19 protein-coding genes are annotated in these 26,230 nt (G+C 40.2%); 17 read left to right on the top strand and 2 right to left on the bottom strand.

The window, feature by feature from the left end:
- Complete coding sequence (locus CLV99_RS19655; RefSeq protein WP_133586211.1) at window positions 1–1,365, bottom strand: DUF4270 family protein; 1,365 nt, start codon at window positions 1,363–1,365, stop codon at window positions 1–3.
- 118 nt (window positions 1,366–1,483) lie between these two features.
- Here CLV99_RS19655 and CLV99_RS19650 point away from each other — a divergent pair, with 118 nt between their 5' ends.
- From CLV99_RS19650 to pncA, 3 genes are all read left to right on the top strand, one after another.
- Window positions 1,484–2,908 (top strand): sensor histidine kinase, encoded by a 1,425-nt coding sequence (locus CLV99_RS19650; RefSeq protein WP_133586210.1) that lies wholly within the window; start codon window positions 1,484–1,486, stop codon window positions 2,906–2,908.
- Entirely contained in the window at window positions 2,905–3,582 is a 678-nt protein-coding gene (locus CLV99_RS19645; RefSeq protein WP_133586209.1) for a response regulator transcription factor, read from the top strand. The genes CLV99_RS19650 and CLV99_RS19645 overlap by 4 nt, the downstream gene beginning before the upstream one ends.
- Window positions 3,583–3,775: 193 nt before the next feature.
- A complete protein-coding gene (gene pncA, locus CLV99_RS19640; RefSeq protein WP_133586208.1) occupies window positions 3,776–4,366 on the top strand; it encodes a bifunctional nicotinamidase/pyrazinamidase in 591 nt (196 codons plus the stop codon).
- A gap of 22 nt (window positions 4,367–4,388) precedes the next feature.
- Here pncA and CLV99_RS19635 read toward each other — a convergent pair whose 3' ends face one another.
- Window positions 4,389–7,160, bottom strand: coding sequence for an outer membrane beta-barrel protein (locus tag CLV99_RS19635; RefSeq protein WP_133586207.1), 2,772 nt, complete (start codon window positions 7,158–7,160; stop codon window positions 4,389–4,391).
- 266 nt (window positions 7,161–7,426) lie between these two features.
- On the opposite strand from CLV99_RS19635, the gene CLV99_RS19630 reads away from it, so the two are divergent.
- The 14 genes from CLV99_RS19630 to CLV99_RS19565 all read left to right on the top strand — a co-directional run bounded on the left by CLV99_RS19630 (window position 7,427) and on the right by CLV99_RS19565 (window position 26,155).
- Window positions 7,427–7,969, top strand: coding sequence for a TetR/AcrR family transcriptional regulator (locus CLV99_RS19630; RefSeq protein WP_133586206.1), 543 nt, complete (start codon window positions 7,427–7,429; stop codon window positions 7,967–7,969).
- Window positions 7,970–8,065: 96 nt separating this feature from the next.
- Complete coding sequence (locus CLV99_RS19625; protein WP_133586205.1) at window positions 8,066–9,769, top strand: glycoside hydrolase family 3 protein; 1,704 nt, start codon at window positions 8,066–8,068, stop codon at window positions 9,767–9,769.
- Between the two features lie 325 nt (window positions 9,770–10,094).
- Window positions 10,095–11,522, top strand: a complete 1,428-nt coding sequence (locus CLV99_RS19620) for an L-serine ammonia-lyase (RefSeq protein ID WP_133586204.1) — start codon at window positions 10,095–10,097, stop codon at window positions 11,520–11,522.
- A 37-nt stretch (window positions 11,523–11,559) separates the two neighbouring features.
- On the top strand, window positions 11,560–12,135 hold the full coding sequence (locus CLV99_RS19615; RefSeq protein WP_133586203.1) for an RNA polymerase sigma factor: 576 nt from the start codon (window positions 11,560–11,562) through the stop codon (window positions 12,133–12,135).
- 439 nt (window positions 12,136–12,574) lie between these two features.
- On the top strand, window positions 12,575–13,819 hold the full coding sequence (locus CLV99_RS19610; protein ID WP_133586202.1) for a TlpA disulfide reductase family protein: 1,245 nt from the start codon (window positions 12,575–12,577) through the stop codon (window positions 13,817–13,819).
- Between the two features lie 15 nt (window positions 13,820–13,834).
- On the top strand, window positions 13,835–14,980 hold the full coding sequence (locus tag CLV99_RS19605; RefSeq protein WP_133586201.1) for a FecR family protein: 1,146 nt from the start codon (window positions 13,835–13,837) through the stop codon (window positions 14,978–14,980).
- A 5-nt stretch (window positions 14,981–14,985) separates the two neighbouring features.
- Complete coding sequence (locus tag CLV99_RS19600; protein ID WP_133586200.1) at window positions 14,986–18,399, top strand: SusC/RagA family TonB-linked outer membrane protein; 3,414 nt, start codon at window positions 14,986–14,988, stop codon at window positions 18,397–18,399.
- Window positions 18,400–18,410: 11 nt separating this feature from the next.
- Entirely contained in the window at window positions 18,411–19,883 is a 1,473-nt protein-coding gene (locus CLV99_RS19595) for a RagB/SusD family nutrient uptake outer membrane protein (RefSeq protein ID WP_133586199.1), read from the top strand.
- Window positions 19,884–19,886: 3 nt separating this feature from the next.
- Complete coding sequence (locus tag CLV99_RS19590) at window positions 19,887–20,660, top strand: DUF4843 domain-containing protein (RefSeq protein WP_133586198.1); 774 nt, start codon at window positions 19,887–19,889, stop codon at window positions 20,658–20,660.
- A gap of 4 nt (window positions 20,661–20,664) precedes the next feature.
- On the top strand, window positions 20,665–22,167 hold the full coding sequence (locus tag CLV99_RS19585) for a PKD-like family lipoprotein (RefSeq protein WP_162850165.1): 1,503 nt from the start codon (window positions 20,665–20,667) through the stop codon (window positions 22,165–22,167).
- A gap of 56 nt (window positions 22,168–22,223) precedes the next feature.
- Window positions 22,224–23,045, top strand: a complete 822-nt coding sequence (locus CLV99_RS19580) for an MBL fold metallo-hydrolase (RefSeq protein WP_133586196.1) — start codon at window positions 22,224–22,226, stop codon at window positions 23,043–23,045.
- 48 nt (window positions 23,046–23,093) lie between these two features.
- A complete protein-coding gene (locus CLV99_RS19575) occupies window positions 23,094–24,389 on the top strand; it encodes a chloride channel protein (RefSeq protein WP_133586195.1) in 1,296 nt (431 codons plus the stop codon).
- Between the two features lie 60 nt (window positions 24,390–24,449).
- Entirely contained in the window at window positions 24,450–25,001 is a 552-nt protein-coding gene (locus tag CLV99_RS19570; protein WP_133586194.1) for an RNA polymerase sigma factor, read from the top strand.
- A 53-nt stretch (window positions 25,002–25,054) separates the two neighbouring features.
- A complete protein-coding gene (locus CLV99_RS19565; RefSeq protein WP_133586193.1) occupies window positions 25,055–26,155 on the top strand; it encodes a FecR family protein in 1,101 nt (366 codons plus the stop codon).
- Window positions 26,156–26,230: the final 75 nt, after the last annotated feature.

Genomic DNA, 26,230 nt, shown 5'->3' with positions numbered 1-26,230 from the left:
TTATTTGAATTTAGTATATACAATGTTTAATTTAATTTTCGGTTTGCCATTTTCTGTCGCAATAATAGTATTATTTACTGTTCCAAACAAGGCTGGAGAGGCAACTGATAATAATAAAGAAGTTCCGCGATATTCCGATTGGTTGACGTTTTTCGTATAATCGATCAGATTAAAGACATAACGGCCGTTTATACCCATGTCATTGCCTGGAATAAAGCTTGCTTGCTGAATTGCTGTCGAGAATGGTGCACGTACATAAGAAATGGGGACCCCATTGCTGTTTGCAATCAGAAGCATCAGGGCGTTGGGAACCGGGTACGAACCAAAATTATGGCCAGTCGTTTCCACAACCAATTCTACCTTATTTATCGCTAAATTTTCTTCATGCATAAAGTCATTTAACGAGGGAATGTTGATTTTCGCTACAAGTCCCGTTCCAGCATGAAGCAATACTTCTCCATTTGTTGCGGAGCTTTTTAGTTCTCTGTTGACTGAGTTTATGCTCGCATAAGGTGTGCCCGTGCGGTCATATTCAATATTGTTGTATTGGTAGGCCTTAGAACTTGAAGTTATGACTTTCGCTCCTTTTTTCATAAAGCCATCAGCTCCCATGTACGAATAGTTGATGTTTACATGTAAGGTGTCATTCAATCCTAACAAAGTCGTATTTTGGTTTCCAGGAACCAATACAAGACCTTTAAGGTATTGCTGAAAAGACTCGTTCGTAGTTACGTTATAGTCGTTTGCTTTGACCATGTCATAAATCTCCTGTCCAAAATTCTGATCAAGCTTAATACTGATACTGTCTATAGATCTTATTTTAGGCTGAAATGAATGGTCTCCAAGAGGTGTGGCATCATAACTGAATTTTTGATCATTAAAAATAGTAGGACCAGTTACATATATTGGAGTATTATATTGGTCTATGCTATTAGTGATGTCCTTCAGTTTGATCTCTTCAGTCACACGATGTACAGCGATGCTCTGCGTTTTGGTCGTGTCACCATAATAATATTTGTTGATACTAGGTCTTACTACAAGATTTACAGAATCAAATACTGCATTCGAAGGAATATCGTTGGTCAATGTCTGTAGTTGTACTCTGAAATAAGAGGACGAAGTTACCGATCCACTTTCAGGTTGGCTCGATTTACCAACTAATAAAGATCCTGTAGCAGCTGAAGGAAGATTTAGCAATTGATAGGTCGATGTATTGATCGTCATTGAATCAAGAACCACAACACCTAAATCATTATTGGAATTACCCAAAGAAACACTCATATCTTTATCACAGCTATAAAAGGTAACTGTCGCAGCAAATAAGGATAAAAAGAAAAGGTATCTAAAACGTAATAATTGCCTCATATATATTAGTTGACATGCAAATGTAAGTAATACGTATTGTTAATATGTGTTATAATTTGTTAAATATGACCCTAAACAATTCGTCGTGCAAATCTAAGAATTTAAATTTGTTTTAATCATGTTAAAAAAGTATAAAATATTGGTTGTGATGATTGTTCTGTCCCTTATAGGGATTGGAGGAATCGTGGGCGTTTGGCTGTACGGAGGGTATGTTAATAAACGCGAGGTTTTGGTTACAGAGATCGAGAGAAGCCTTTTTAATGCAATACAGACCTATTATGATGATCATCAAAATATAATCAATGAGAAGCGTGATCAGGGTATCTCCAAGGAGGGGACTGTATTTGCAGCGCGCATTAAATCCATGTATAGCAATATCGATGAAGAGAAAATACAGACGCTTTGGGATAGTCTTGCTCAAGAGCGGATGCGTAGATATACTAAACGCAGAGAGGCAAAGAAGGAAGCAGGTGAACCGACAGCAATCATGCCATCCTTTATGCTACAGAACATCACCTTTAGTGAGGGGACGCTAGCTGAGATCAATACGCTGCTAGCTGAGAGTCTAGATGTCAAAGGTATAACTACATCTGTACAGATAGCAATTAAAACCTTGAAAGATGGACGTCGAGCTCAGGGCAAATACCGTATTAAAGTAGAAGAGGATGGAACTATATTAACCCGCCCCATACTGGTCAATCCTACAGAAGATGAGTATCTGCTGGCCAGCTTTGAGCAGCCCGTATTTTATCTTCTTGGAAAAATGGCTGTGCAGTTGATGGTGTCTGTTCTTTTGATATTGGCATTGATCGGTGCTTTTATTTATTTACTATGGACGATCAACCGACAGAATAAATTAGCTTTGTTGCGCAAGTCCTTTGTCAACAATATGACCCATGAACTAAAAACGCCTGTCGCTACCGTAATGGCAGCAGTAGAGTCGATCCAACGTTATGGTGCTCGCGACGATAAGGAAAAAATGGAAAAGTACTTACGGATATCACATCGAGAGCTCGCCCATCTGGCGAATATGATCGAAAAGGTATTGCAGCTCGATATCGATGAGGTCACAGGCGTTAATTTGAGAAGGGATGCTGTAGATTTAGTGCAGCTCTTAGAAGAGGGAGTTGAAATCGCGCAATTAGGAGCAAAGAAAAATGTTAGTATAGATTTTATAGGACAACTGCCTAGACTGAGCATTATCGCGGACTCAGCCCACCTCAAGAATGTAATCAGTAACCTGTTTGATAATGCCATCAAATATTCCGGTGATGCCGTTAAGATCCAGGTTGGATTGAAAGAAGATAATGGAAACGTGATATTATCAATCGCTGATAATGGGTTAGGGATTGATCCCACTTATTTTAAAGATATATTTGAAGTCTTCTTCCGGGTTCCTAGCGGAAATTTACATCCGGTAAAGGGCTTTGGCTTAGGATTAGCCTATGTCAAGCAGGTAATCAAACAACATGGCGGTACGATCAAAGTAGATAGTATCTTAGGAAAAGGAACCGTCTTTATTCTAACCATTCCAAAACAATGAACAAAGTAAAGATATTATACGTCGAGGACGAGCAGAGTTTAGCCTTGATTGTGGCAGACAGTTTAGAAGATCACGGTTTTGATGTCGTACACCGAGAGAATGGACAGGAGGCGTTGAGCTATTTTAAAAAGGAAAGCGCGGATGTTATCGTACTCGATGTGATGATGCCTCTGATGGATGGCTTTACGGCTGCGGCCGAAATCCGTAAAACCAACCCACATGTGCCGATATTGTTTCTCTCAGCACTAACCCAGACAGAAGACGTTGTCAAAGGCTTTCATATGGGTGCAAATGACTATATCCGAAAGCCTTTCAAAATTGAGGAATTGATCGTTCGTATCGAAGCCCTTTCAAGACGCGTTAAGAGACCTGTACATGCCTCATACGAAATAGGCGATTATGTGCTGGATACCAATAAAAATATATTAACCCATGCTTCTGCCGAGGAGAAACTGTCCTATCGTGAAGTCGAACTGATTCGGAGGCTCTTTGAGAACAAAGATAATGTCGTTCCACGTGAAGATATCATCAAGGCTTATTGGGGGGATGATACCTATTTTACAGGGCGTAGCCTCGATGTGTTTATCAGTAGAATACGTAAATACTTCGCGCAGGATGGACGGATCAAAATCACAAACGTCAGAGGCATTGGCTATATCATGAATATTGATTAACTTAATGCTGTAAAACCGAGGTGTCTAGCTTTATTGCCCCTACGCGAAATATCAAGAATGGTGAGGAACTTGAAGAGAGACACGGTAACGTTACTTTTGAAAAAATCTATACGACTACCGGCTTGAATAGTGATGAGAGAAGATAAGGGGGGCTAGTCATGGGACGGACACTTTCTGTAAAAAATATATGTAGATGAAAGTATTGATAATCGTTGATATTCAGAATGATTTCCTTCCAGGAGGCGCCCTTGAAGTCCCTGGTGGAGACCAGATTGTTGAAGTAATAAACAGTGTACAGTCCAAATACGACCTAGTCGTTGCAACACAGGATTGGCACCCCGTTGCACATAAAAGCTTTGCGTCCCAACATATAGAACACAATATTTTTGATCAGATCGATCTTCAGGGGTTAGAACAGGTATTATGGCCCGATCACTGTGTGCAAGGAACCAGAGGAGCCGAATTGGCCGATAGTTTAGATCAGACAAGAGTAGAAGCCATATTCCGTAAAGGAATAGAGCCCTTGATAGATAGCTATAGCGGGTTTTACGACAATGGAAGACGTAAAAATACAGGGCTGCACGGCTATTTGCAAAATCGGAGTATTTCCGAGGTGCATATATGTGGGCTGGCGGCAGATTTTTGCGTACATTTTACGGCAATGGATGCACTTAGCTTAGGCTATAGAACTGTCATTTTATCTAAGGCGACGAAGCCCATTAATAGAGAAGAGTACATGGATAAAAAGCAAACCTTTATTCATGCAGGAGGGCTTTTTTTCTAGACTCTTTGTCCCCACCCATGACCTACCCTCCGAACTGGCGTAGATTGTAGGTAAAAGACAATAAGAAATAGCGGTTTAGTGTATTTGATGTTACATCCGAAATATTGTCGACATTAACCCTTCTGTTTACATTCTGTGCATTGTTCAGTAAGTCGAAACCTTTTAACCCAAGTTCTCCATTTCTACGTTTAAAAAGCTTGTATCCTATGGAGGCATTCCATAGTGTGGTCTCTATACCTGGAGCGCCCATGATTCCTCCGTTCAGTAAATAGGTGAACTGAGAAGAGAGTACGAGTTTTTTGAAAAGCTCAACAGTGATATTGTTGTTCAGCCGATGGGTGAATACTTCATATTTTGGTAGCCTGCCCAAAGGATTGTGGGTAAACCTTCCATTGATATTATAGCTGAGGCCTACGATATATTGTTTGCTGAAATTTGAGTTGAATCCAATGCTCTGTCCAAATCCGTAAGAAGTACTGTTGATCAGTTCTCCATTGTTCTCTGCGATATCATTATCAAAAAACAACCGGGTATTGGTATGTAGGTTGATCTTTAACGGTTTTATAGGGAGGCCATAGCTATTGTTGAGTTTGAAACTGTAAGCCCCGTTGACATTGATGGGGGTGGTATACTGTCCTCCTGCACCTAATAAAAAAGAAGTATCATTAAAGACCAATGTGGTGTCTCGGTTGGCTGTTATGACAGAGTTTGTTATCTTATTATTGATGTAATCAAAGGTCATATTCGTGGTCAATGTACGTCCCGAAAGTTTGTTTACGTCCTTATATTGTAGTCGTAGAGTGTGTGCATATTCTTGGTTCAGGTCCGGATTGCCATTCGTAATGCGCAGCTCATTACCGTTGTTGACGAAGTCTTGTAGCTGATTGATGTTTGGTGTGTTCGTTTGCGTGTTATAATTGAACTCTATATTTCTATCCTTCGAAAACTTGTAGACCGTGGTGAATTCAGGAAGCAGGCTATTGAAATCCGCTGTCGTCTTTAGGTGTATTGGTATGCTACGGTTGTTCGTGCGGATACCACGTTGATAATTAAGACCTGCTTGGATGCGTAGCGCATCCTTTTTGTTGTAGGAGTAAGATAGACCGGCACTGTGGTAGTTGTAATCGTTTCTGAATTCATTGGAAAGCCGCTCTCGTAATTTTCCCAGTTGTCCCGTTTCCGCCAAAAATTCAAACGTCTCGCGGTTAGAATAATTAGCGGTATTCCGAAAGTTATAATTCACCTGTAATCGACTTTGTGTAGATATCGCCTCAGTAAAAGATAGGCGGCTATTGATGCCAGATCCATACCCTTCGGTCAGACTTCGGTTGTTGTTCGTGTCAATACGGCTTAATATCGGTTCCGTATCACCCAATGTTCCAGAAGTCGATTTCTTGTAATATGATGTTGTCGCCAGATTAAGCGCTACAGCATCGTTAGTGCTTTTATTGGCCGTTACGCTTAATGATAATGATCTCCCTTTCTTTCTAAATCGGTGCATGTACGTGAGTGATCCACCGATATCAAAACTTTTATTATTACTGTCGCCCGAACGGATAGAGTGGTTGATGGGTTCCGTACGGTTACGGCTCGTTCGACTATCAGAGTTGTTCAGCTTATGAACTTCTGTGTATCGTAAGTTCGGTGAAAAGTCAATCCGGTTGGTCGAGTCCAGGTTCCATTTTATCCGCCCGTTAAATTTATGTTCCTTGTTCAGGTCGTCCGATAGCTGCTCTTGCGTTCTGAATTGATTGGCTTGTTTTTCACTGAGATATTCGATATTTGATGCCGTATTGGTCACTGTAGAGAGTGATCTGAAATTATAATCTCCACTAACCTCCATTTTTTTGTTGAGATACGTATTTGTAAAGTTTAGGGCGCCAGCGTAAGTGTCTGAGAGTCCTCTTTCCGTATTGTTATTACCTCGACGGCTTCCGCCGCGGCCCTGCTCGGCAAAGTTTGTTTCGTTAATATTATTCGCCATGAGGTTGATGGCGTATTTTTTGTCTCCATCAAATGCATTTAAAGATACATTGATGCCAAATTTGTCCTTATCTCCCTTTCCACCATTGATCTTGCCAAAATACCCATGCCGTTTGTCTGGCTTGGTCACGATGTTAATGATTTTATTACGTTTACCATCATCAAAGCCCGAGAAGCGCGACTGTTCCGACTTTTCATCAATCAGTTGGATCTTTGCTATAATCTCAGCTGGAAGGTTCTTTAATGCGATACGAGGATCCGAGCTAAAGAATTCTTTGCCGTCCACGATAACCCGGGTGATCTTTTCTCCATGTGCTTCGACATTGCCCTCCTCATCGATCATCACGCCAGGAATCTGGGCTACCAATTCGTCGGCCTCCGCATACTCCCGTGTAGAAAAATTTTTAGCGTCAAACTCCATTGTATCACCTTTTAAGACAATTGCAGGGGAGGCAATGATCTCCACTTCTTCAATGGCAATTTCCGAAGGTTCCAGTCGGAAGAATAAATAAACAGGTTTTGCGTCAATAGAAATTACCCTTGATTCGGATTTAAAACCTATGAAATTGGTGCTGACGGTATAATCTCCCTTTTTAAGATTCTGCTGTGAAAATAAACCAGTCTCATTAGAGGATAAGCTGATTGTAGAAGAGTCTTTAAGACTTAGTATGCGTAACGTCACGCCAGAAAGCGGCTTAGAGGTGGTCTTGTCGACAATGTTGCCTGACAGTCTATTTTGGGCATAGGTAGACTGAAATACGATAAGACAGCATATCGTAGCAAAGAGAAAACTTAGTGCACTAGGTCTCACGGGTTTGGTACTTAATATTTTGGGGACAATATTAAGTCTTTTATTTGTTAATTACTGTTACAGCATATTAAACTTCAGTTAAGATGCAAAAAAAATAGCTTCATTGATCTATGATTTGATATTTAGCACGCTAGGCATAGCTCAGGGGCGCAGATAGGCGTTTACGGTGTCTTTTTCTAAAATAGGTTAAAATGACACTTCAGTTAAACCCTGCTATCGTATTCTGGGTCTAAAATCAATATCTTTGTGCTGTTCTAAACTGTTATATGAAGGAAACCACGTTAAGTAGAAAGGAGAAAATTTTGCATACAGCATTGACGCTGTTTGCGGAGAACGGGTATGCGGCTACTTCTACCAAAGAAATCGCAGCCTTGGCTGGGGTATCCGAGGCTTTGATTTTTAAGCACTTCGGGAATAAGGATGCCCTATTGGCAAATTTGATAAAATCCGGTTATAGAAGGGTGTTGCAGCACCATCGGGGTATGATGACCTATAAAAATGCGAAAGACTTTTTAAGGACAATGATATTTCTTCCAAGCAAATTGGTTGCCGACGAACCCCTGTTCTGGAAGTTACAGGAACGTTTGTCCCACACCCCGTTTTCACGACAACAGCACGAGCAGTTCATGAAGCCCGTGCATCCCATTATACAGCGTGCTTTTGAAGAGCTGGGTTATAAAGAACCTGAATTAGAGACACAGTTCATGCTTCTTATTATTGACATGTTGTGGAAGAAAGAAGCCTGCGGTGACATCGCAAATTCACTGGATCTGGCGATGATGCTAGAAGATAAATACAATTTAATATAGTGCGTTTTTATGCATTGTTTGTAAAAACTTTTGCGCATAATACTGCATTTGTGTATAAAAGTGTTATTTTAGAGCCTTAATTATAAAACAAATAATATGCTAAAGTCAATTATAACCAGTGCATTTTTGTGCGGTTTGACAATGGTGGGATTCGCACAGAAGAAGCCAGCCTTTGTTCCTTTTATCAATCAGCAACACCAATGGGTGGACTCGGTTTTTAATAGTCTGACTCCCAAAGAACGTATTGGACAATTGTTTTTGGTGCGTGCACATACCAACCTGGGACAAAAATATATTGACTCCGTGGCTACAGTTATCAAAAACGAGCAGCTCGGTGGATTAGTGGTTTTTCAAGGTGGTCCGGTACGTCATGTTGATATGTTCAACCAATATCAGAAGCTTGCAAAAGTGCCATTACTGATGACATTTGATGGCGAGTGGGGGTTAGGCATGCGCTTACCAGATTCTACCCAATCTTTTCCGTATCAGATGACATTGGGAGCGATCCAGGATAATAGTCTAATCTATGATATGGGACGAGAGGTAGCCAAAGATTTCTTACGTATCGGTATGCATTTTAACTTTGCTCCGGTAGTAGATATCAATAATAATCCCAAAAACCCCGTTATTAATTTCCGCTCCTTTGGAGACAACAAGGAGAATGTAGCGCGCAAATCTAAAGCCTATATGGATGGGATGGTTGATGGAGGTATTATTGCTTCATTAAAGCATTTCCCTGGCCATGGTGATACTGATGTAGATTCACACCACGATCTGCCACAACTTAATTTCTCTAAAAAGAGATTAGAAGAGTTAGAAATGTACCCTTTCAAGGAATTGATTAAGCAAGGGGCACCTGCGGTGATGGTAGCACACATGAATATTCCGGCTTTAGATAATACGCCTAATATGCCGTCTTCTATCTCACGTAAAGTCGTTACAGATTTGTTGCGCAATGAGTTAGGATTCAAAGGGCTAGCTGTTACGGATGCCATGGATATGAAAGGTGTAAAGAAGTTTTTTCCAAATGGAGAAGCTGATGTAATGGCTATCGAGGCAGGTCACGATCTATTAGAAGTATCTGAAAACAGTGGTCGTGCTATCGATTTAGTAGAAAAAGCGATCAAGAGCGGAAGAATCAAACAAGCTGAACTCGATGCTCGTGTCAAACGTGTGTTGGCAGCTAAATATTGGTTAGGATTGAATAACTATCGCCCGACCAACCGCAATGGTCTTATCGAAGATCTAAACAGACCTGCAACCAAGTCTTTGATTCAACGTATGGCAGATGCATCCGTTACAGTGTTAAAATCAAACAAGCGAATCCAGTCATTTGATCCTAAGGAGGAGTCAGCTGTAGTCAGCATAGGTATCGATAAAGCACAGGATTTCGAGAAAGGCCTCGGTCTTCAGTTGACGAAGGGACAGAGCTACTTTATAACAGGTAATGAGACGCAGGAGCAATTGGATAGTTTAGTGAAGTCAATCCGTGATCACAAACAGATTATACTAGCGATACATGATAACCGTTCCCGTCCACGTAGTGAATTGGATGTAAAAGAACCGGTTAAAAAGTTTATTGATAAAATTGCAGGTAGACGTACTGTTACCGTTATGTTTACTAATCCATATGCAATCAATTCCGTTGATGTGGCACGTAGTGCATCTATTGTCGTGGCTTATCAAAATGATGATTTTATGCAGCGTGCAGCATTGAAAGTCGTGTTGAAACAGATCAAAGCAACAGGTAAACTTCCTGTTAATGTGAGCAAAGAGTTTGCTTACGGAAAAGGAATTTAATTGTAAAACCGCGAAATTGTAAATTTGTAAAACCGTAGAATTAATTGTAAATAAACAATTTTACGGTTTTACTTTTTCACGATTTCACCCTTTTACAGTTTCACGATTTGATTTTCTAACTCCATCACTGTATAACCACTATAACTAGTTAACACGATCACTCGTTAACATGATAACTTATCTCCCTACCGAAAGAATTCCCAAAGAGTAGGTCTAAAAGCACCATAATGTAAACATTTTCTTCTTTTGTGAGTGCTTCTTTTTATTTCATTCATATTAATGATAACTTTGACCCTGATTTATAAAATAGACTTAAGTTATCGTAATGGCACAAGAGCAAATTTCTGTATTTGATATGTTTAAGATAGGTATCGGACCTTCGAGTTCGCATACTTTAGGGCCTTGGAGAGCAGCACAACGTTTTGTACAGAAACTTGTAGATACAGCTGTTTTCGAGAAGGTGCAGCAGGTCAATATTCTCCTGTATGGCTCCTTGGCCAAGACAGGGGTAGGGCATGGTACAGATATCGCTGTGTTGCTTGGACTCAGTGGTGATGACCCTGTAACCTTTGATGTGTCACAGGTAATGCCTAAAGTGGATCATATAAAGAGTAAAGGAGAGTTGGTACTTGGAGGAAGCCATAAAATAGACTTCAATTATGAAGAGCAGCTTCTTTTCTTATTCGACCAAAGCTTGCCGTTTCACCCCAATGCCGTTACATTCCAAGCATTTTTGATCGATGGGAAAGCCATTTCAGAGACCTATTACTCTATTGGTGGTGGATTTGTCGTACAGGAGAATGATTCCGAGACTGTACTTTCCGAAGTAGATCTCGCTTTTCCGGTCGATTCCGCACAGCAGTTGATGAGTGCTTGCATGCGTACGGGATTGAAGATCTCTGAAATCGTATTAGAAAATGAATGTGCGTGGCGCCCTGAATCAGAAACTAAAGCAGGGATTTTACGTATTTTCCAGACTATAAAAGAGTGTATCTATAAAGGTTGTCACACCGACGGTGTACTGCCGGGAGGCCTACATGTAGAACGTCGTGCTGCTAAAATGAATAAGCGCATGCTAAAGGGGCGCGAATACCAGGATTATGATACATGGATTGATGCTATCCGTCAGGGAGGGCGCGATTTTGGTTATATCTTAGACTGCGTGAGTTGTTTTGCACTTGCTGTAAACGAAGAAAATGCATCCTTTGGACGTGTTGTCACGGCACCGACCAATGGAGCGGCAGGGGTTATACCGGCCGTACTTCAATATTACATTACTTTCCACGATGCTTATGATGACGATAAGGTCATACAGTTTATCGCTGCAGCATCCGAGATAGGCTCTATTTTCAAGAAGAATGCGACGATTTCAGCTGCTATGGGTGGCTGTCAGGCAGAGATTGGAGTGTCTTCGGCCATGGCTGCTGGTGCACTGACCGAATGTCTCGGTGGCTCGCAGCGTCAGGTATTGATGGCGGCAGAGATTGCTATGGAGCACCATCTTGGACTTACCTGCGATCCGATAGGTGGATTGGTTCAGATCCCATGTATCGAGCGTAATACCATGGGAGCTATCAAAGCTATTACTGCAGCTCAATTGGCGCTACAATCCAACCCGGATAAAGCCAAAGTCAGCTTAGATGCGGTCGTGAGTGCGATGTGGGAGACCGCACAGGATATGAATGTCAAATACAAAGAAACAGCCGATGGCGGTCTAGCGGTAAAAGTACCGTTGAGCTTACCGGAGTGTTAATGTAAAAAAACTATATTTGCTCCATTGATACAATTATATGTCTAACCTGGAGCATTTATTGGATGAAGAGCTGTACGCTTTGATGTTGAAAGACAAGCGTGCAGCTTTTCATGTTATATATGAGCGCTATAAAGCAGCTATGCTCATCTATGCTGCCAAGCGTGTACCCTTAGATATTGCCGAAGACTTGGTTCATGATGTCTTTATGCGTATTTGGAACAATAGAAATGATATAGAGGTCGGTGATAAGTTTGCAGGTTATCTTTTCAAATCGCTCCGCCATATAATTATTGATCATATGGCCAAAGATGCTAATGCACAGCAGTACATGGACGCTTTGGCAGCCTTTGCGGAGACCTATTCCGTTGATCGTGCTGATGATAAATTGAGAGAAGCTCTTTTCCTGGAAGGGATACAGTTATTACTGCAGCACTTCAATCCTCAATATCTAGAAATATTTAAACTCCGAATAGAAGGGTACAGCAATCCTGAAATTGCAGAGCGGTTGGGGCTTTCCGAAAAAACTGTCCGAAACCAATATTCTATTATTCTAAAGTACCTAAAAGATAAATTACCTTTCCTCCTTATTCTATTAATGACAGTGAAACAGTAAAAGTAAATTTTTCTTATATTGCAGTACTAGTTAGTTTTAAAGAATTATTTAGCCATGAAAAATAAAATGCTGTTTTTTCAACTTGTTATCGGGATGATTACTGTGATGGTAGGCTTGTTTCTATTCATAACACATTATGATAAGACTACGGGGACGTTTTTGATTAAAGGTGGGCTTATCTTTGAAGCAGTTATAGTTGTACGTCTGTTTTTTTATAACAGGAATAATCATAAGGTTACAAGCAGATAGTTTCTTCCTCAAAAGGAACTTTATAATGAATTAGCATGTAATCATGCAGTTATAACTTGTCAATAATTATTAACGGATATTTTTTATTTTTTTCGGGACAATCTTCCTCCTGCCCCGTTATAGTATATAGAGAGTCCTGAAAAGGGACTTCTTAGCTAATCAAAAATAATAGATTAAACCGTTGATTATAATGATTCAATTTTATCGATTCCTACTTGTAGCTGTATTCTTTTCGCTCTCCTTTTACTCGTACGCGCAGATTTTTGAACCTTTCACAATAAATGGGCTAGGTAAAACAGGGGCAGAGAAAGTCTATTTAATGTATTATGCTTTTGATGATGGCAGCCAGATCATTGATTCCACAACCATCCACAGTGGGAAATTCTCGTTCAAAGGAGAGATTGAAGGACCATGTTATGGAGGTGTTCTATTTGGGGATGATTTTAATACAGCCTCACAGAGATGGGCCGATAAAAAAAATATTTGGTTTACATTATTTAAAGGAGAAACGATAATTTCCTTTGAAGGAGATAAGCACAAAATAATCGGGTCCAACAAAGGGCTGGAATCCCAACGTATATTTGAAAAGCTAAAGCAAGAAAAACGGGAGGTATTCAAAAGTCAAGAGTTTAGAAGCGAAGCAGAAGAAGGATTAAAGCTTCTTGAAGAGTTGAAAGAGCTAGATTCAAGCGTGTATGTGCGATTTAAGAAAGATCCCAAGCGCTTTTTGGATAGGACAGGAAATAAAGCCATTGATGATAAAGTAAATCTAATCCGGAAACGGAATGAGCTTCTGAATAAAAAGTACGGTCGTATGGAGGATTTAAACCGAAGCGTAATTAAAGAATTTATCAGCTCGTACCCCGAAGACGAATATGGCCTGTATCAGTTTAAAGAATATGTAAATGGTACTGATAATTACGAAGAAGCTATAGAGTTGTACAGTTTATTGGCCAAGAACTTACAGGGGTCGAATGTAGGTCTTAAGCTCAAACAGCTGATAGGTACATTTCAGATAACAACTGGAGTTTCGGCCGAAAATTTCAGTCAAGCTGATCCAGACGGTAAGCTTATTAATTTATCCGATTACAAAGGAAAATACGTATTGGTAGATTTTTGGGCATCTTGGTGTGTGCCGTGTCGGGGCGAAAATCCTACGCTGGTGAAAGCATACGATCAATTCAATGCCAGAAATTTCGAAATCTTAGGTGTCTCATTAGATAGCAAGAAAGAAAACTGGTTAGATGCTATTAAGCAGGACGGATTGGTATGGAAGCATGTGTCTGATCTCAAAGGTTGGAAAAACGCAGTCGCTGTTCAGTACGGTATTCGTGCAGTACCATCCAATTTTTTGATCGATCCTACAGGCAAGATTATTGCTCAGGACTTAAGAGGACAGGCTCTTTTAGATTTTTTAACAAAGACATTGAACTAGTAGATAGTTGTATTGATGAAGATTGACAATGATATACTGAAAAGATACGCTCAGGGCAAATGCACTATACAAGAAAGAGTATTGGTTGAACAATGGTTTGAGCAGTACTATCGGGAGGGAGAAGGAGAGATTTCTGGCGACGATTTTTTACAGAGATTAGTGTCTCTCGATAATAGAATAAAGTGTGCTTCTGTGCGTAAGTTTTCTTATTGGAAATGGGGGACTGCAGCTGCGGCCATTTTGATAGTAGGGATATTAGCAGTTTTAAAATTCAATTTTTTTCGAAGCGAAGAAGTCCAGTTTTTTGCATTAGAGGATATTAAAGCACCGGCCTCGTCCAATGCGATTGTGGTTTTAGAAGATAATACAGAATACAGTCTAGACAGTATTAGGGTCGGAGATACCTTGTCTGCAAAAGGATATTTGATTACCAAGTTACCGACAGGAGAATTGCACTATATCAATAATACGGGCGGTTCAGAATCCGTGGTGTACAATACACTGCGAACCAAATCCGGAGGGATTGCCTATGTAAAGCTATCTGATGGCTCCTTAGTATGGTTAAACGCCAATTCCGAATTGGTATATCCAATCGACTTTAAAGAAAGTACGCGCGAAGTGCAACTAAAAGGAGAAGGATATTTTGAGATAGCTAAAGTAAGCACCGATCTAGGTGTACGTCAGCCATTCTATGTAAGAGGGGATAGGCAGAGTATTAAGGTTTTGGGTACTAAGTTTAATGCGAATTTTACCAGCGAAGATGCGACAGCACTTCTTGAAGGAAGTGTTGCTATTGCCAGTGAGGGCTCTGTGTTAGGAAAGGCAGACCAGGCTCACTACGGCACCCATATAATTCCTCAGCAAGTTTATCAACAGGGGAGAGTCCGTGCCGTTCAGAATATTGAAAAATACATCGATTGGAAAGAGGGATATTTTGATCTTAATGACTTGACATTATACGAACTGGGCACCAAGCTATCCAGTTGGTATGGCGTAGATATTGTGGTCGGCACTGGGCTTGACGAGCATCGTCTGTTTGGAAGTATAAGTAGGAATAAAGATTTAAAAGAACTATTGGGGCTGGTCGCTCAGACTTCACCTATTGAGTTCTATCTAAATAATAATAAAGTATATATTAACAAAGCTAACACTAACAAATAATCTAAATGAAGACTAATTTTTACCGCTACAGCCTGAAAAACGGTTGGCGGGAGCTCCAAAAAGACATTGGAAGAGGTACTGCTATGCTTATGTTTAGTGGGGTATTTATGGCGAATGTTTTAGGAGGAGCCCTTGCACAGACCATTACACTAAAGGAACAGAAAGCGTCATTACACCAGGTTCTGGAAAAAATTCGGAAACAGGCAAATGTCGATCTAATCGGTGATATTGCTCTCCTTCGAGGGACAAAGCCACTCACCATCGATGTCAAGAATACTGATTTGAAAACTGTTCTGAAGGAAATATCCCTCAATCAACCGGTAGAGCTTTCTTTCCAGAACAATACAATTATTGTAAAAGAGAAAGCATCTACGCAAGTAAAAGCTATGGACAATGCTAGAAGTGCGCAACAAATGGCAATTCAGCAAGAATATAGTTTGGTCGGAACAGTAACCGATGAAAAAGGGAAGCCTCTAAAAGGAGTTACTGTCAAATTGCTTAATTCTGGCAATTGGGCCAGTACGACCGCAGATGATGGAACGTATGCAGTACGGGTTACAAAAGATGCCGAAGTACTCTTTTCAATACTGGGATATGAACCACGTACGTTGAAAGTCAACGGCCGCAATCATCTAGATGTTGTCTTAAAGATGAAGGACAATGAGATTGAAGAGGTAACGGTAAGCACTGGATATGGTCTGCGTAAAAAAGAGTCTATGACAGGAGCCTCGACAACCATTACGCGTAAGGAGCTTGAAAAGTTTAATAACAATAACATATTCTCCACTATACAAAGTATAGATCCGGCATTTAAGATTGCGAACGATGTTAATGTAGGATCCAATCCCAATGCATTGCCCGAGATCACTGTGCGGGGTACCAATAGCGTAGGAGAGTATGCCGTCAATGCGCCACTAGTGATATTGGATGGTTTTGAGGTTCCGCTAGAGCGGTTGTATGACCTAGATGTTAATCGTATTGAAAGTATTTCGATTTTGAAGGATGCCAGTACGACAGTACTTTATGGGTCACGTGGTGGAAATGGTGTTATTATTGTCGAGACCAGATTACCTAAAGATGGTAAATTTACGGTAACCTATGATTTAAAACCATCCCTAACAGTCGTAGACCTGTCTGATTATAGTTTGATGAATGCTCAACAGAAGTTGGATTATGAGCGGGCGGCCGGTGTATATAAATATACTGCATCAGATGAGCCTTATAACAATAATATAAATCAGACAGACTTAGATAATATTCTAGCCCAAAACCAAAGAAATGTATTGAAGGGTGTAGATACATATTGGCTTTCACAGCCTGTAAAAAGTACACTATCACTGGGGCATAACATTCGGGTTGAAGGCGGTGGCGATGATGTTCGTTATAGTGTTGATGCCAACTATAACGACTTTAAAGGTGCGATGAAAGGGTCGGGTAGAAAGCGGGCTGGAGCAGGATTCAATTTGATATACCGTATTCCTCAAAAGATAACTTTTAGAAATAATGCTACTTTTCAACAAACTAATGCATACAATTCGCCTTATGGCAATTTCTCACTGTACACACGGATGAATCCTTATCAGCCGATTCATGATGATGATGGCGAGCTTATACCTATTTATAAGAATGAGTTTGAAGAAGAAGTTCGGTACAATCCGGTATACGATGCGAGCCTGACACACCGCAATCAGGAAGTTACAACAGTTTTAACAGACAATTTTTCGTTAGAATGGTATATCAATCCCAATTTGATCTTAAACTCCAAAGCAGTATTGGAAAAGACTTTTGTAAAAGGAGAGGTATATACCTCTCCATTCCACTCTGGTTTTTTAGAAAAACCGGTAAATGAGAGAGGAAGTTACAAATTATTGAATGGCGATGGTTTGTCTTATTATGCTAATTTACAGTTGACTTATGCTCGAGTAATGGGAGATCATGCTGTAAACGGTAGTGTAGTCGGCGAGATCAATTCTTCTGATATGTCCACCACGTCGCATATCTTGACCGGATTTACGGCAGATAGATATGTCTCTCCGAGTCTGGCGCTCCAATATGCATTGAATAGTAGACCAGAATATGCACAGGTGCCAAGTAGACTGGTTGGAGCTGTAGCTACAGGTAACTATACCTACCGTCAAAAATATATATTAGATCTATCGTATAGAATGGATGGCTCTTCCAAATTCGGTAAGAATAATAGATACGGTAACTTCTGGAGTGCAGGTGTGGGGTACAATCTGCATAAGGAAAAATTCTTTAAAAATGACTTTATAAACGAGTTACGTTTGTTTGCAAATACAGGGGTTAATGGAGCGGACAACTTTAGCGCAAAAATGACATCCACATCCTATATATTAAACTCCAATAACATCTATTTTAAAGAGATAGGCCTAGCATATAATAATGAAGGGAATACCGACTTACGCTGGCCCAAAATCAGATCTACAAGTATAGGAATCAGTGGTAGATTATGGGATTCTAGACTTTCATTTACTTTCTCAGCCTATGATAAGACAACGGACAAGATGATATCTCTTATTACGGTAGCACCCTCATTAGGCGTAGCTGGAAATGCCTACTTTGAGAATATGGGTAAGACACAAAACAAGGGATTCGAATCATCTCTATCGGTTAAGGCTTATGAAAACAGCAGTAAAACATTCAATTGGTTTGTCTCCGGATCGATTGTGAAAAATCAGAGTAAACTCTTAAATATCTCTGATGCATTGAAGCAGCTCAACGAAAATAATATGAAAACAAAGAATGATCCTGATTTTGAGGGTGATACGAAGAATCTAGAGTATTTTCAGACCGTATATTATCAACAAGGAGAATCGTTGGACAATATCAAAGGAGTCAGATCGCTAGGTATAGACCCTGCGTCAGGACGGGAAGTATATCTAGATCGTAATGGCAATCGTACCTACGACTGGGACGCTAAGAACATGACCATAATAGGCAATAAAGAGCCTAAGCTATTTGGGACACTAAATACCACAATCAATTATAAATCTTTCAGTTTACAAGCTTATTTTAACTATACGCTAGGGGGAGATGTGTATAATCAGACGCTCATAGACAAGATTGAAAATATTAACCCAAAGATGAATGCAGACGTTCGCGCACTCCACGATCGTTGGCAAGCGCCAGGAGATATCGCTCTCTTCAAAGATATTAAAGATCAGAAGAAAACGCTTTTGACTAGCCGCTTTGTACAGCAGGAGAACTACCTGCGGTTTTCAACATTAAATATTAACTATGATCTGCCCCGCGATATAGTCCGGAAGTATCGCTTAGAACGTTTCCGTGTTAATGTTTCTATGAACGATGTCTTTAGATGGAGTACAGTAAAAATGGAGAGAGGGATAGATTACCCCTATGCACGGACATTTAATGTTGGTTTAATGGCACAATTTTAAAGCTTAAAATAATGAATAAGATTATATATATAGTAAGCATTGTCGTTCTTTTAGGGACTAGTAGCTGTGAGAAATGGTTGGACGTTAGACCGGATGAAGAGGTTCTTGTCGATGACGCGTTGAAAGACAGAAAAGGATTTGTCACTGTACTATCCGGTGTCTACGGAAGTTTGGCATCACCGCAGCTCTATGGTCGCAATTTGGAATATGGACTGATGGATGCTATGGCCGGATATTGGAAGATACCGACCACCAATCAATATTACGAATTATACAAATTTGATTATAAAACTGTGCGTTCGCAAGACACACTGCAAGCGATATGGTCAGGACTGTATAACGGTATACGTCAATGTAACCTGATTCTAGACCGGGTAGATGAAATCAATGGAGATCCTTATTATGGACTGGTCAAGGGTGAGGCACTTGGCCTGCGTGCTTTTTTACATTTGGAAGCATTTAAATTATTTGGTCCTGTTGTAAAGGTAAAAGGATTACAGACCCAATCTCTGCCTTATTATAAGGCTGCGGTAAAGGTGCCACAAAAATTCTTGTCGAGTAGCGAATTTCTACAAGCAGTAGAAGCAGACTTGCAAGAAGCAAGAACATATTTAGAATCAGATCCCATCATCAGTGCAGGACGTGAAGCCGATGGAAATGGGGCTAATGTGCAGATCTATAATTCGCTCTTGGATCGTAGAGGTGTACGAATGAACTATTACGCCGTACTGGCGCTATTGGCCCGTACCTCACAATGGAAAGGAGATATGGGCGAAGCTTCCGTTAGAGCACAAGATCTGATTGTTAAACTTGGAGTTAGCAAAGCTATCCGCTTAATGGAAAATAATGAATTGGAAAACAACTATATAAATAAGGATATCCATTTTTCAAAAGAAAATATCTTTGGGCTTTACGTCAATAATATCTCGTCACTCTCAAGGCCGTATTTCGAAAGAGGAATGGGTACGAACAAAACCTCTCTGGAACCTGATTATACGTATTTTTTAGATGAGATATACGAGTACAATACTGGTAGCTCGCTAGATTTAAGACTGATTTTGTGGACGATCAACACAGGTTACTTTGGTAAATACATCATCCCGTCGACAGTGTTAAATAGTAAAGATGATCCTAAAGATCATTATTATGAAGTACAGTTGATTAATCTTCCAGAGATGTATTTTATGGTAGCTGAAGACTATCTCGATAAGAATTTGGAGACATCGATTGAATATATTAATACAGTTCGTACAGCACGTAAATTACCCAATCTAGTCTATACTGGCTCCTTGACCAAAGACGATGTCAAAGAATACCTGATTGATGAAGTACGTCGTGAATACATTGGAGAGGGATATCTATTTACATTTTTAAAACGACTCTATAATCCTATTTACAGATCATCAGGGAATATTGCACCTAGTGAAAGCAATTTCACTTTCCCAATTCCAGATGATGAAATGATTTACAATACAACTAACTAAACAATGATGAGACTAAAATATATATTTTACCTGATTCCTCTTCTTGTATGGGGATGTAAGAAGGATCAGGACATATCGGCCTTTGATACAGGTCAGAGTTATGTCTATTTTGCTGTAGAAAACCCTGATAGGTCTTCCAGCAAAACACAGCTCTACATTGATTCTCTTGATTTTTCTTTCATCTTTGAAGAAGAATTTACTCAAGAGAAGACATTGGCGATTCCAGTCAATATAATCGGAGATGGTAAGTCTGTTGATAGAAAATACGCTGTGACCGTTAATGACACGCTGACTACAATTGACAGATCCATCATAACGCTGTCAGAACCGATGGTTCATGCTAATAAGATGATGGACACCCTCTACATCAAAGTGCAGCGTGACGAAAAACTTCAGCATGGTGTGTATTATCTTGTGCTAGACTTGCAGGCCAATTCAGAGTTTCAGCTCGGCCATAATTATAATACGAGGTTACGAATCGCCATTACGGATCAGATGTTGGAACCTGCGTGGTGGAAACGTTGGGTCAGCGTATTTGGCCAATACCATCGTGAGGTGTATCGTATATGGATGGATATTTACTATGAGGGGGCAGATCCTACTCCGACCAATGACGAAGAACAACCGCTGTATTATTGGAATAATATGCCCTTTGGTCCTTACCCTTCTTGGTACCCAGTGACCTATATGTATGTCGATAAATTGAAGAAATATCTAGAAAATGTTTCAGTATATCCAGGGGGAGATACAACCAAACCAAGAATCTATTTACCATAATGAGATGAAAAGAATAAGATTAAATACTTACATATTGATGCTGGGTTGTCTGATCATGACCCATTGCTCAAAAGATAAAGGAAACTATAGTTATACCGATGTCAATGCATTAACAATACTCCGCTCCGATGGTAATGAATTGGACGGTACGGACTATGATATACGTTTAGGAAAGGAACTCCTTATCAAACCTACGGTAAAAGGGACATTGCGTGATGATAGTAAGCTGTCCCTTCAGTATTATTGGATCTTGGATAAAGATACAGTGGGGACTAAGGAGGAGCTTTATGTTAATACGGACGAACTGGGTGTAGGAGATAAAATTGGGAAGTTGGTTGTCGTAGACAAAGAAACCTCACTCGCTCAATATGCAAGTTTCCGTATTCGAATTACATCAGGAATTAGTAAAGGATCATTCATCCTGACGGAGAGTGAAGATTTTGAAACGACTCTAGTTTTACGCGATTTGACTGCAAATGAAGATTATATATATATGAAGCAGATGGCCGGAGGCTTTGAGTTAGGTAAGTATCCATTAGGGCTGGAAGTCAGCTATAGCGCTACTTCAGCGACTAATAGGGAATACAAAAGAGCTGTAATATCAACTAAGGAAGGGGCAAATCCGATCATGGTTGTCGATCTAAAGCAGTTCTTGCCCACCTTAATGTATCCTCGGTCCGGCGCTACTTTGGGAGGCGAGCTATTGGAACCCAGTTATGTCTGGTGCAACCCTAGACAACTACAGACCAATAATGTTAATGGCATTACATTAATTGAGGGGAAATGTTATAATATGGCTTCAGGCTTGATCAGTAATGATGTGTATGCTTATGATCCCTTGGATTATTCGTTTGATGAAAGTGCAGTCTGTCCAAGTCTCAGTTTAAACGGGCATTATGTAGCAGGTTTTGATAAGAAAAATGAACGCATAAGAATCTTTGGCAACAGCCTCAAAGGAGGGGGGATGTTTAATCAGAACTTTGACCATTTGGTTGATCCACAGTCTACGAAGGGACATTCCTTTGTCGCTAACGCAGAGATGATAATAGGTACAGATCTGATATGGCAATTTATAACGAAAAAGGGTAATGAGATGTTTATGCATAATGTGGTGACTGATCTTAATATATACCCTTATCAGCCACAGAAAGTCAATACTATTGCCTCTAAATTAGTTCCTCAGATGGTCGATGCGGTACATTTCGTATTCTCTGGTCAGTTTTGGTATTTTGCAAAAGGAAGAACTATATATCAGTGCTCCCGGTCGGGATTAGATATCGTACCGTATCTAACCTTGCCTGAGGACGGTTCTGGGGATATCGTGTCGTGGAATTTTGATATCCAGGCAGCGTCCAATTTTACAAAGATGGGTATAGCTACCTATGCCCCATCTAGTACTAAAGAATATAAAGGCTCATATTATGTTTATAATATGGTTGACAAAAAATTCGATCAACAAGACTTAAATGTTATCGACAAAGCGGTGGATGTAGAAATAGGTTTATAATTCACAGAAAGCCTTAGCCCTAACAAGCTAAGGCTTTTTTCATTACTTTTGCAGATATGCAATATGCCGCAATAGCTTCGGGGTCGAATGGGAACTGCTACTATGTAGCCAAAGGAGAGGATGTTGTATTGGTCGATGTAGGAATCAACACCAAACACGTGGAGCTACGTATGGCCAAGCTTGGACTATCGCCAGTTGCTGTTAAAGCTATTTTCATAACCCATGAACATACCGATCATATCAAAGGGCTATCTGTTTTTTGTAAACGGTATCAAATACCAGTATACCTAACAGAAGGAACCTACAAAGGAACTAAGCTAAGATTACCGGAGCATTTGGTGCATATTATAAGTGCTGATGCCCGTATAGAGGTTGGAGCCTTGACGGTTGTCGGTATTCCTAAATACCACGATGCCAAAGAACCCTGTAGTTTTGTAGTCACGGACGGTGTGACCAATGTGTCTATTTTGACTGATTTAGGGCGAGGCTGTGATAATGTGAAGCATGTCATACAGCATTCTGATGTATTATTGCTAGAGTCCAATTATGATGAAGAAATGCTGCGTACAGGACGTTATTCGTACTACCTCAAAAATAGAATCAGCTCAGGCTGGGGGCATATCTCGAATAGAGAAGCGTTGGAATTGCTCCTTGAAAATCGAAGTACAAGGCTTATACACCTCATTCTGGGACATCTATCTGGAGAAAATAATACGGTAGATATCGTTCAACAGACCTTTGCACCACATTGTGAAGGGATTGAATTGTCTATTGCGCTACGCACCGAAGAAACACCATTATTCGAGTATGTCGCTGCACAAAAAGTGATATCACGATTTGTGTATGTCGAGCAGCAAATTACGATGATGCAACTATAAAAAAGTCCCTCAGAAGTTTTAACTTTGCATGTTCATTTTCAACGCAATATGTTAAAACAACAAACATTTCGGAAGCGTGTCATTCGTTATAACTATTTCAAGCTTTTTCTTTCTGTAGTCCTTGTTAGTCTAATATCCTGTGTATTGGCTTTTAGTCTAAAACACCTGACAGAGTTCTTTCAGCACTATATCTATCATTACATCCGTGGGGAATATTCAGGTCTCTTTGTTTTATTGCCGTCTGTAGGAATCACCAGCATTTATTTCCTGAGGAAATTTGCTTTTCAAAACCGCAAGAATAAGGGAATCAAAGAAATATATACAACTTTAGAAACGCGAAAGGATCATCTCCCTTTTTTCAAGATACCTTCCCATTTCATCAATGGTTTTTTAACCGTGATTTTCGGTGGTTCGACCGGGGTTGAGGTCTCCACTGTGGTAGCGACGGCGACTGTAGGTAACCAAGCGTACAAACGTATACATTCCGCATGGGCATTTAAGACGGAACTTATTTGTGCAGCAGTCACGGCTGGTGTTACCGTGCTATTTGGGAGCGGAATAGGAGGTGTGTTATTTGCTTTTGAAGTCATTGCCCGACGGTTTAGTAAAACGCTTTTATTCAGCGGTATGGTGTCGATGGTTTTAGCCTACACATTTGTTTATTTTCTTGATAATAAACCTATCTTACCTTTTGAGGTCGTGCAATGGAATTTATCAGCGTTGCCTTATATCCTTTTGTTGGCTGTTTTCGGTGGAGTTTTAGCGCTGTACTTTACCAAACTGGTTATTTACGCAAAGCATTATTTCGGTACGATTAAGAACAACTTTATCCGAGTCAATCTGGGAGCAATAACAGTAGGAGCTTTAATCTTTTTCTTGCCGCAACTCTATGGCGATAGTTATACAGGACTACATGAGTTGTTGACTTGGGGCCTACTCAACCCGACAAGCCAGTTGACATGGTTGCCTTTAGTATTATTACTATTTCTTAAACCCTTGGCAGCATCATTGACCTTAGGAGCTGGTGGTGATGGAGGTGTTTTTGCCCCCAGTATAGTTGCAGGAGCTTTTCTAGGTATGCTCTTTGCACAGTTGTGTAATTATTGGTTGGGTACCGAGCTAATCATACTTAATTTTGCCCTATTTGGTGCCGTAGCGATGCTTTCGGCTGCGATACATGCACCATTTGCAGCATTATTCATTATTATGAGCATTGTTCCAAATGGTCTTCAATTGTTTATCCCACTGTTGATTGCTAGCATTATTGCTAAAGTTTTTGCCAAATGGGTTTGTCCCTATAATGTATATACTTATAAAGAGGAGTATGCTGTCGTAAAGGGGTAAGAAAGGTTTTCGGATCCCAACTGATTCACTATCTTTACGAACTCCATTTCTTCAAAAGCAATGAAAGCCTACAGCGGATATAGTGATGAACATCTCTTCTCCTTAGTTCAAAAAGGAGACAACGCTGCATTTGATGTACTTTACGAACGTTTTTTTTCACTTTTGTATGTGCATGCTCTTCGGAAGCTACAAGACGCCCAAGAAGCAAAAGATTTGGTTCAGGAGACATTTATTACCTTATATCAGAAAAAAGAAACACTTGGGGAGATCGAAAACTTCTCGGGGTATCTTTATGTGCTGTTAAAGAATAAAATCCTCAACTTCTTGGAAAAGAAAAAGGTGCGGAGTAACTATTTAGATCATTTAGATACTTTGTCGATCCATAATTCTACGGAGAGTTATGTTTTTGAGAAAGAGTTGAGGACCCAAATAGAAGAGGGTATAGAGTTACTCCCTGAGAAGATGCGGTTAGTTTTTGAAATGAGCAGGTTTGATTACCTAAGTCATAGAGAAATAGGTGAAAAGCTCAATATATCAGACAAAACTGTGAAAAGACAGATTGTTAATGCGTTGAAAATCATACGATCCAAAATAAATTTCCTTTTTTTCTAAAAAACATCTACACCCTATTCCATAGTTAGCTGTCTTATTTCAAAAGACAGATTATGGATCCTAACCTCCAAGACTTATTAAAGCGATACAACGAAGGGAGTGCTTCGCCTGAGGAAAAGAGACAGGTGGAAGCCTGGTATCTTTCTATAGGAGAGAAACCTCAGTTGATAGACCAAGAAATCCTGTTGGCACATTTTTCTGAAGGAAAGCATGAAATACAGCAATTGTATAAAACCAAGCGTATCAGACCTGTTTGGAAGAATATTGCTGCTGCGGCAGTTGTTTTAGTTTTTATAGCAGGAGCCTATTTCATGAGAGGTGTAGATACAGCCTCAGATAGCCAGCTGGTAGCCAAGGATAGCATTCAACCAGGAGAAGAAACAGCGATTTTTAGCATGGCCAATGGCGAAGAACTCGATTTGAAGGCAATGGTCGCAGGCGCCACACTCCATCAGGGAGGAGTTGAAATCGTAAAGCTTGCTACTGGTGGCATACAGATCAATCAGACAGGGGCAGATGAGCTCCAGCCTAGTACTATCAAGACACCCAAAGGGGGAGAGTTCGATATCACCTTGCCCGACGGTTCATTAGTCAAGCTGAATGCAGACTCCGAGCTGAAGCTGTTGGCAGGATACAATAAAGCTGACCGCAGGATAGACCTTTCGGGTGAAGCATTTTTTGATGTTCAGAAGTCAAGCAAGCCCTTTGTGGTGCGTACCGCCAAGCAAAAAGTAACCGTATTGGGTACACAGTTCAATATCAAAGCGTATGCTTCGGAATTGGAGACAACAACCAAATTATTGCGTGGCAGTGTGAAGGTAAGCAGCAATGTCTCGGGCAAAGAAGTGCTGATGAAACCGGGCGATCAGATTGTAAATAAAAACGATGAGCTGCTGCTATCGTCAAAAGAGAAGCAGCAGATAGATTGGGTGGACAAAGAGTTCGTTTTTAATGAAAAGACAGCCGAGGAGCTAATGAATGATATTGCAAGGTGGTACAATTTAGAGGTCGAGTTTGAGAATGACGAATTGAAAACGAAACGTTTTACAGGTAGAATCGAACGTTATTCGAAATTGACTAAGGTAATAGCAGTATTGGAAGCAACAGAAGTTTTAAACTTTGAAATCGAAGGAAGAAAAATCATCGTTAAATAATAGAAACTAACGGTTGGCAACCAAATGAAGAGGCCAAATATGCTCGAACATATCTGACCTCGATGGATGTTAACA

The sequence above is a fragment of the Sphingobacterium yanglingense genome (assembly GCF_004363245.1).
GTDB lineage: Bacteria > Bacteroidota > Bacteroidia > Sphingobacteriales > Sphingobacteriaceae > Sphingobacterium > Sphingobacterium yanglingense.
This window is presented reverse-complemented; position numbering and strand designations above follow the sequence as displayed.

What these genes read in the sequence shown, in the direction of transcription:
- pncA (WP_133586208.1), top strand. Translation starts at nt 3,776, where the DNA reads ATGAAAGTATTGATAATCGTTGATATTCAGAATGATTTCCTTCCAGGA.
- CLV99_RS19650 (WP_133586210.1), top strand. Translation starts at nt 1,484, where the DNA reads ATGTTAAAAAAGTATAAAATATTGGTTGTGATGATTGTTCTGTCCCTT.
- CLV99_RS19600 (WP_133586200.1), top strand. Translation starts at nt 14,986, where the DNA reads ATGAAGACTAATTTTTACCGCTACAGCCTGAAAAACGGTTGGCGGGAG.
- CLV99_RS19645 (WP_133586209.1), top strand. Translation starts at nt 2,905, where the DNA reads ATGAACAAAGTAAAGATATTATACGTCGAGGACGAGCAGAGTTTAGCC.
- CLV99_RS19595 (WP_133586199.1), top strand. Translation starts at nt 18,411, where the DNA reads ATGAATAAGATTATATATATAGTAAGCATTGTCGTTCTTTTAGGGACT.
- CLV99_RS19605 (WP_133586201.1), top strand. Translation starts at nt 13,835, where the DNA reads ATGAAGATTGACAATGATATACTGAAAAGATACGCTCAGGGCAAATGC.
- CLV99_RS19610 (WP_133586202.1), top strand. Translation starts at nt 12,575, where the DNA reads ATGATTCAATTTTATCGATTCCTACTTGTAGCTGTATTCTTTTCGCTC.
- CLV99_RS19620 (WP_133586204.1), top strand. Translation starts at nt 10,095, where the DNA reads ATGGCACAAGAGCAAATTTCTGTATTTGATATGTTTAAGATAGGTATC.
- CLV99_RS19590 (WP_133586198.1), top strand. Translation starts at nt 19,887, where the DNA reads ATGATGAGACTAAAATATATATTTTACCTGATTCCTCTTCTTGTATGG.
- CLV99_RS19565 (WP_133586193.1), top strand. Translation starts at nt 25,055, where the DNA reads ATGGATCCTAACCTCCAAGACTTATTAAAGCGATACAACGAAGGGAGT.
- CLV99_RS19570 (WP_133586194.1), top strand. Translation starts at nt 24,450, where the DNA reads ATGAAAGCCTACAGCGGATATAGTGATGAACATCTCTTCTCCTTAGTT.
- CLV99_RS19585 (WP_162850165.1), top strand. Translation starts at nt 20,665, where the DNA reads ATGAAAAGAATAAGATTAAATACTTACATATTGATGCTGGGTTGTCTG.
- CLV99_RS19655 (WP_133586211.1), bottom strand. Translation starts at nt 1,365, where the DNA reads ATGAGGCAATTATTACGTTTTAGATACCTTTTCTTTTTATCCTTATTT.
- CLV99_RS19580 (WP_133586196.1), top strand. Translation starts at nt 22,224, where the DNA reads ATGCAATATGCCGCAATAGCTTCGGGGTCGAATGGGAACTGCTACTAT.
- CLV99_RS19615 (WP_133586203.1), top strand. Translation starts at nt 11,560, where the DNA reads ATGTCTAACCTGGAGCATTTATTGGATGAAGAGCTGTACGCTTTGATG.
- CLV99_RS19630 (WP_133586206.1), top strand. Translation starts at nt 7,427, where the DNA reads ATGAAGGAAACCACGTTAAGTAGAAAGGAGAAAATTTTGCATACAGCA.
- CLV99_RS19575 (WP_133586195.1), top strand. Translation starts at nt 23,094, where the DNA reads ATGTTAAAACAACAAACATTTCGGAAGCGTGTCATTCGTTATAACTAT.
- CLV99_RS19625 (WP_133586205.1), top strand. Translation starts at nt 8,066, where the DNA reads ATGCTAAAGTCAATTATAACCAGTGCATTTTTGTGCGGTTTGACAATG.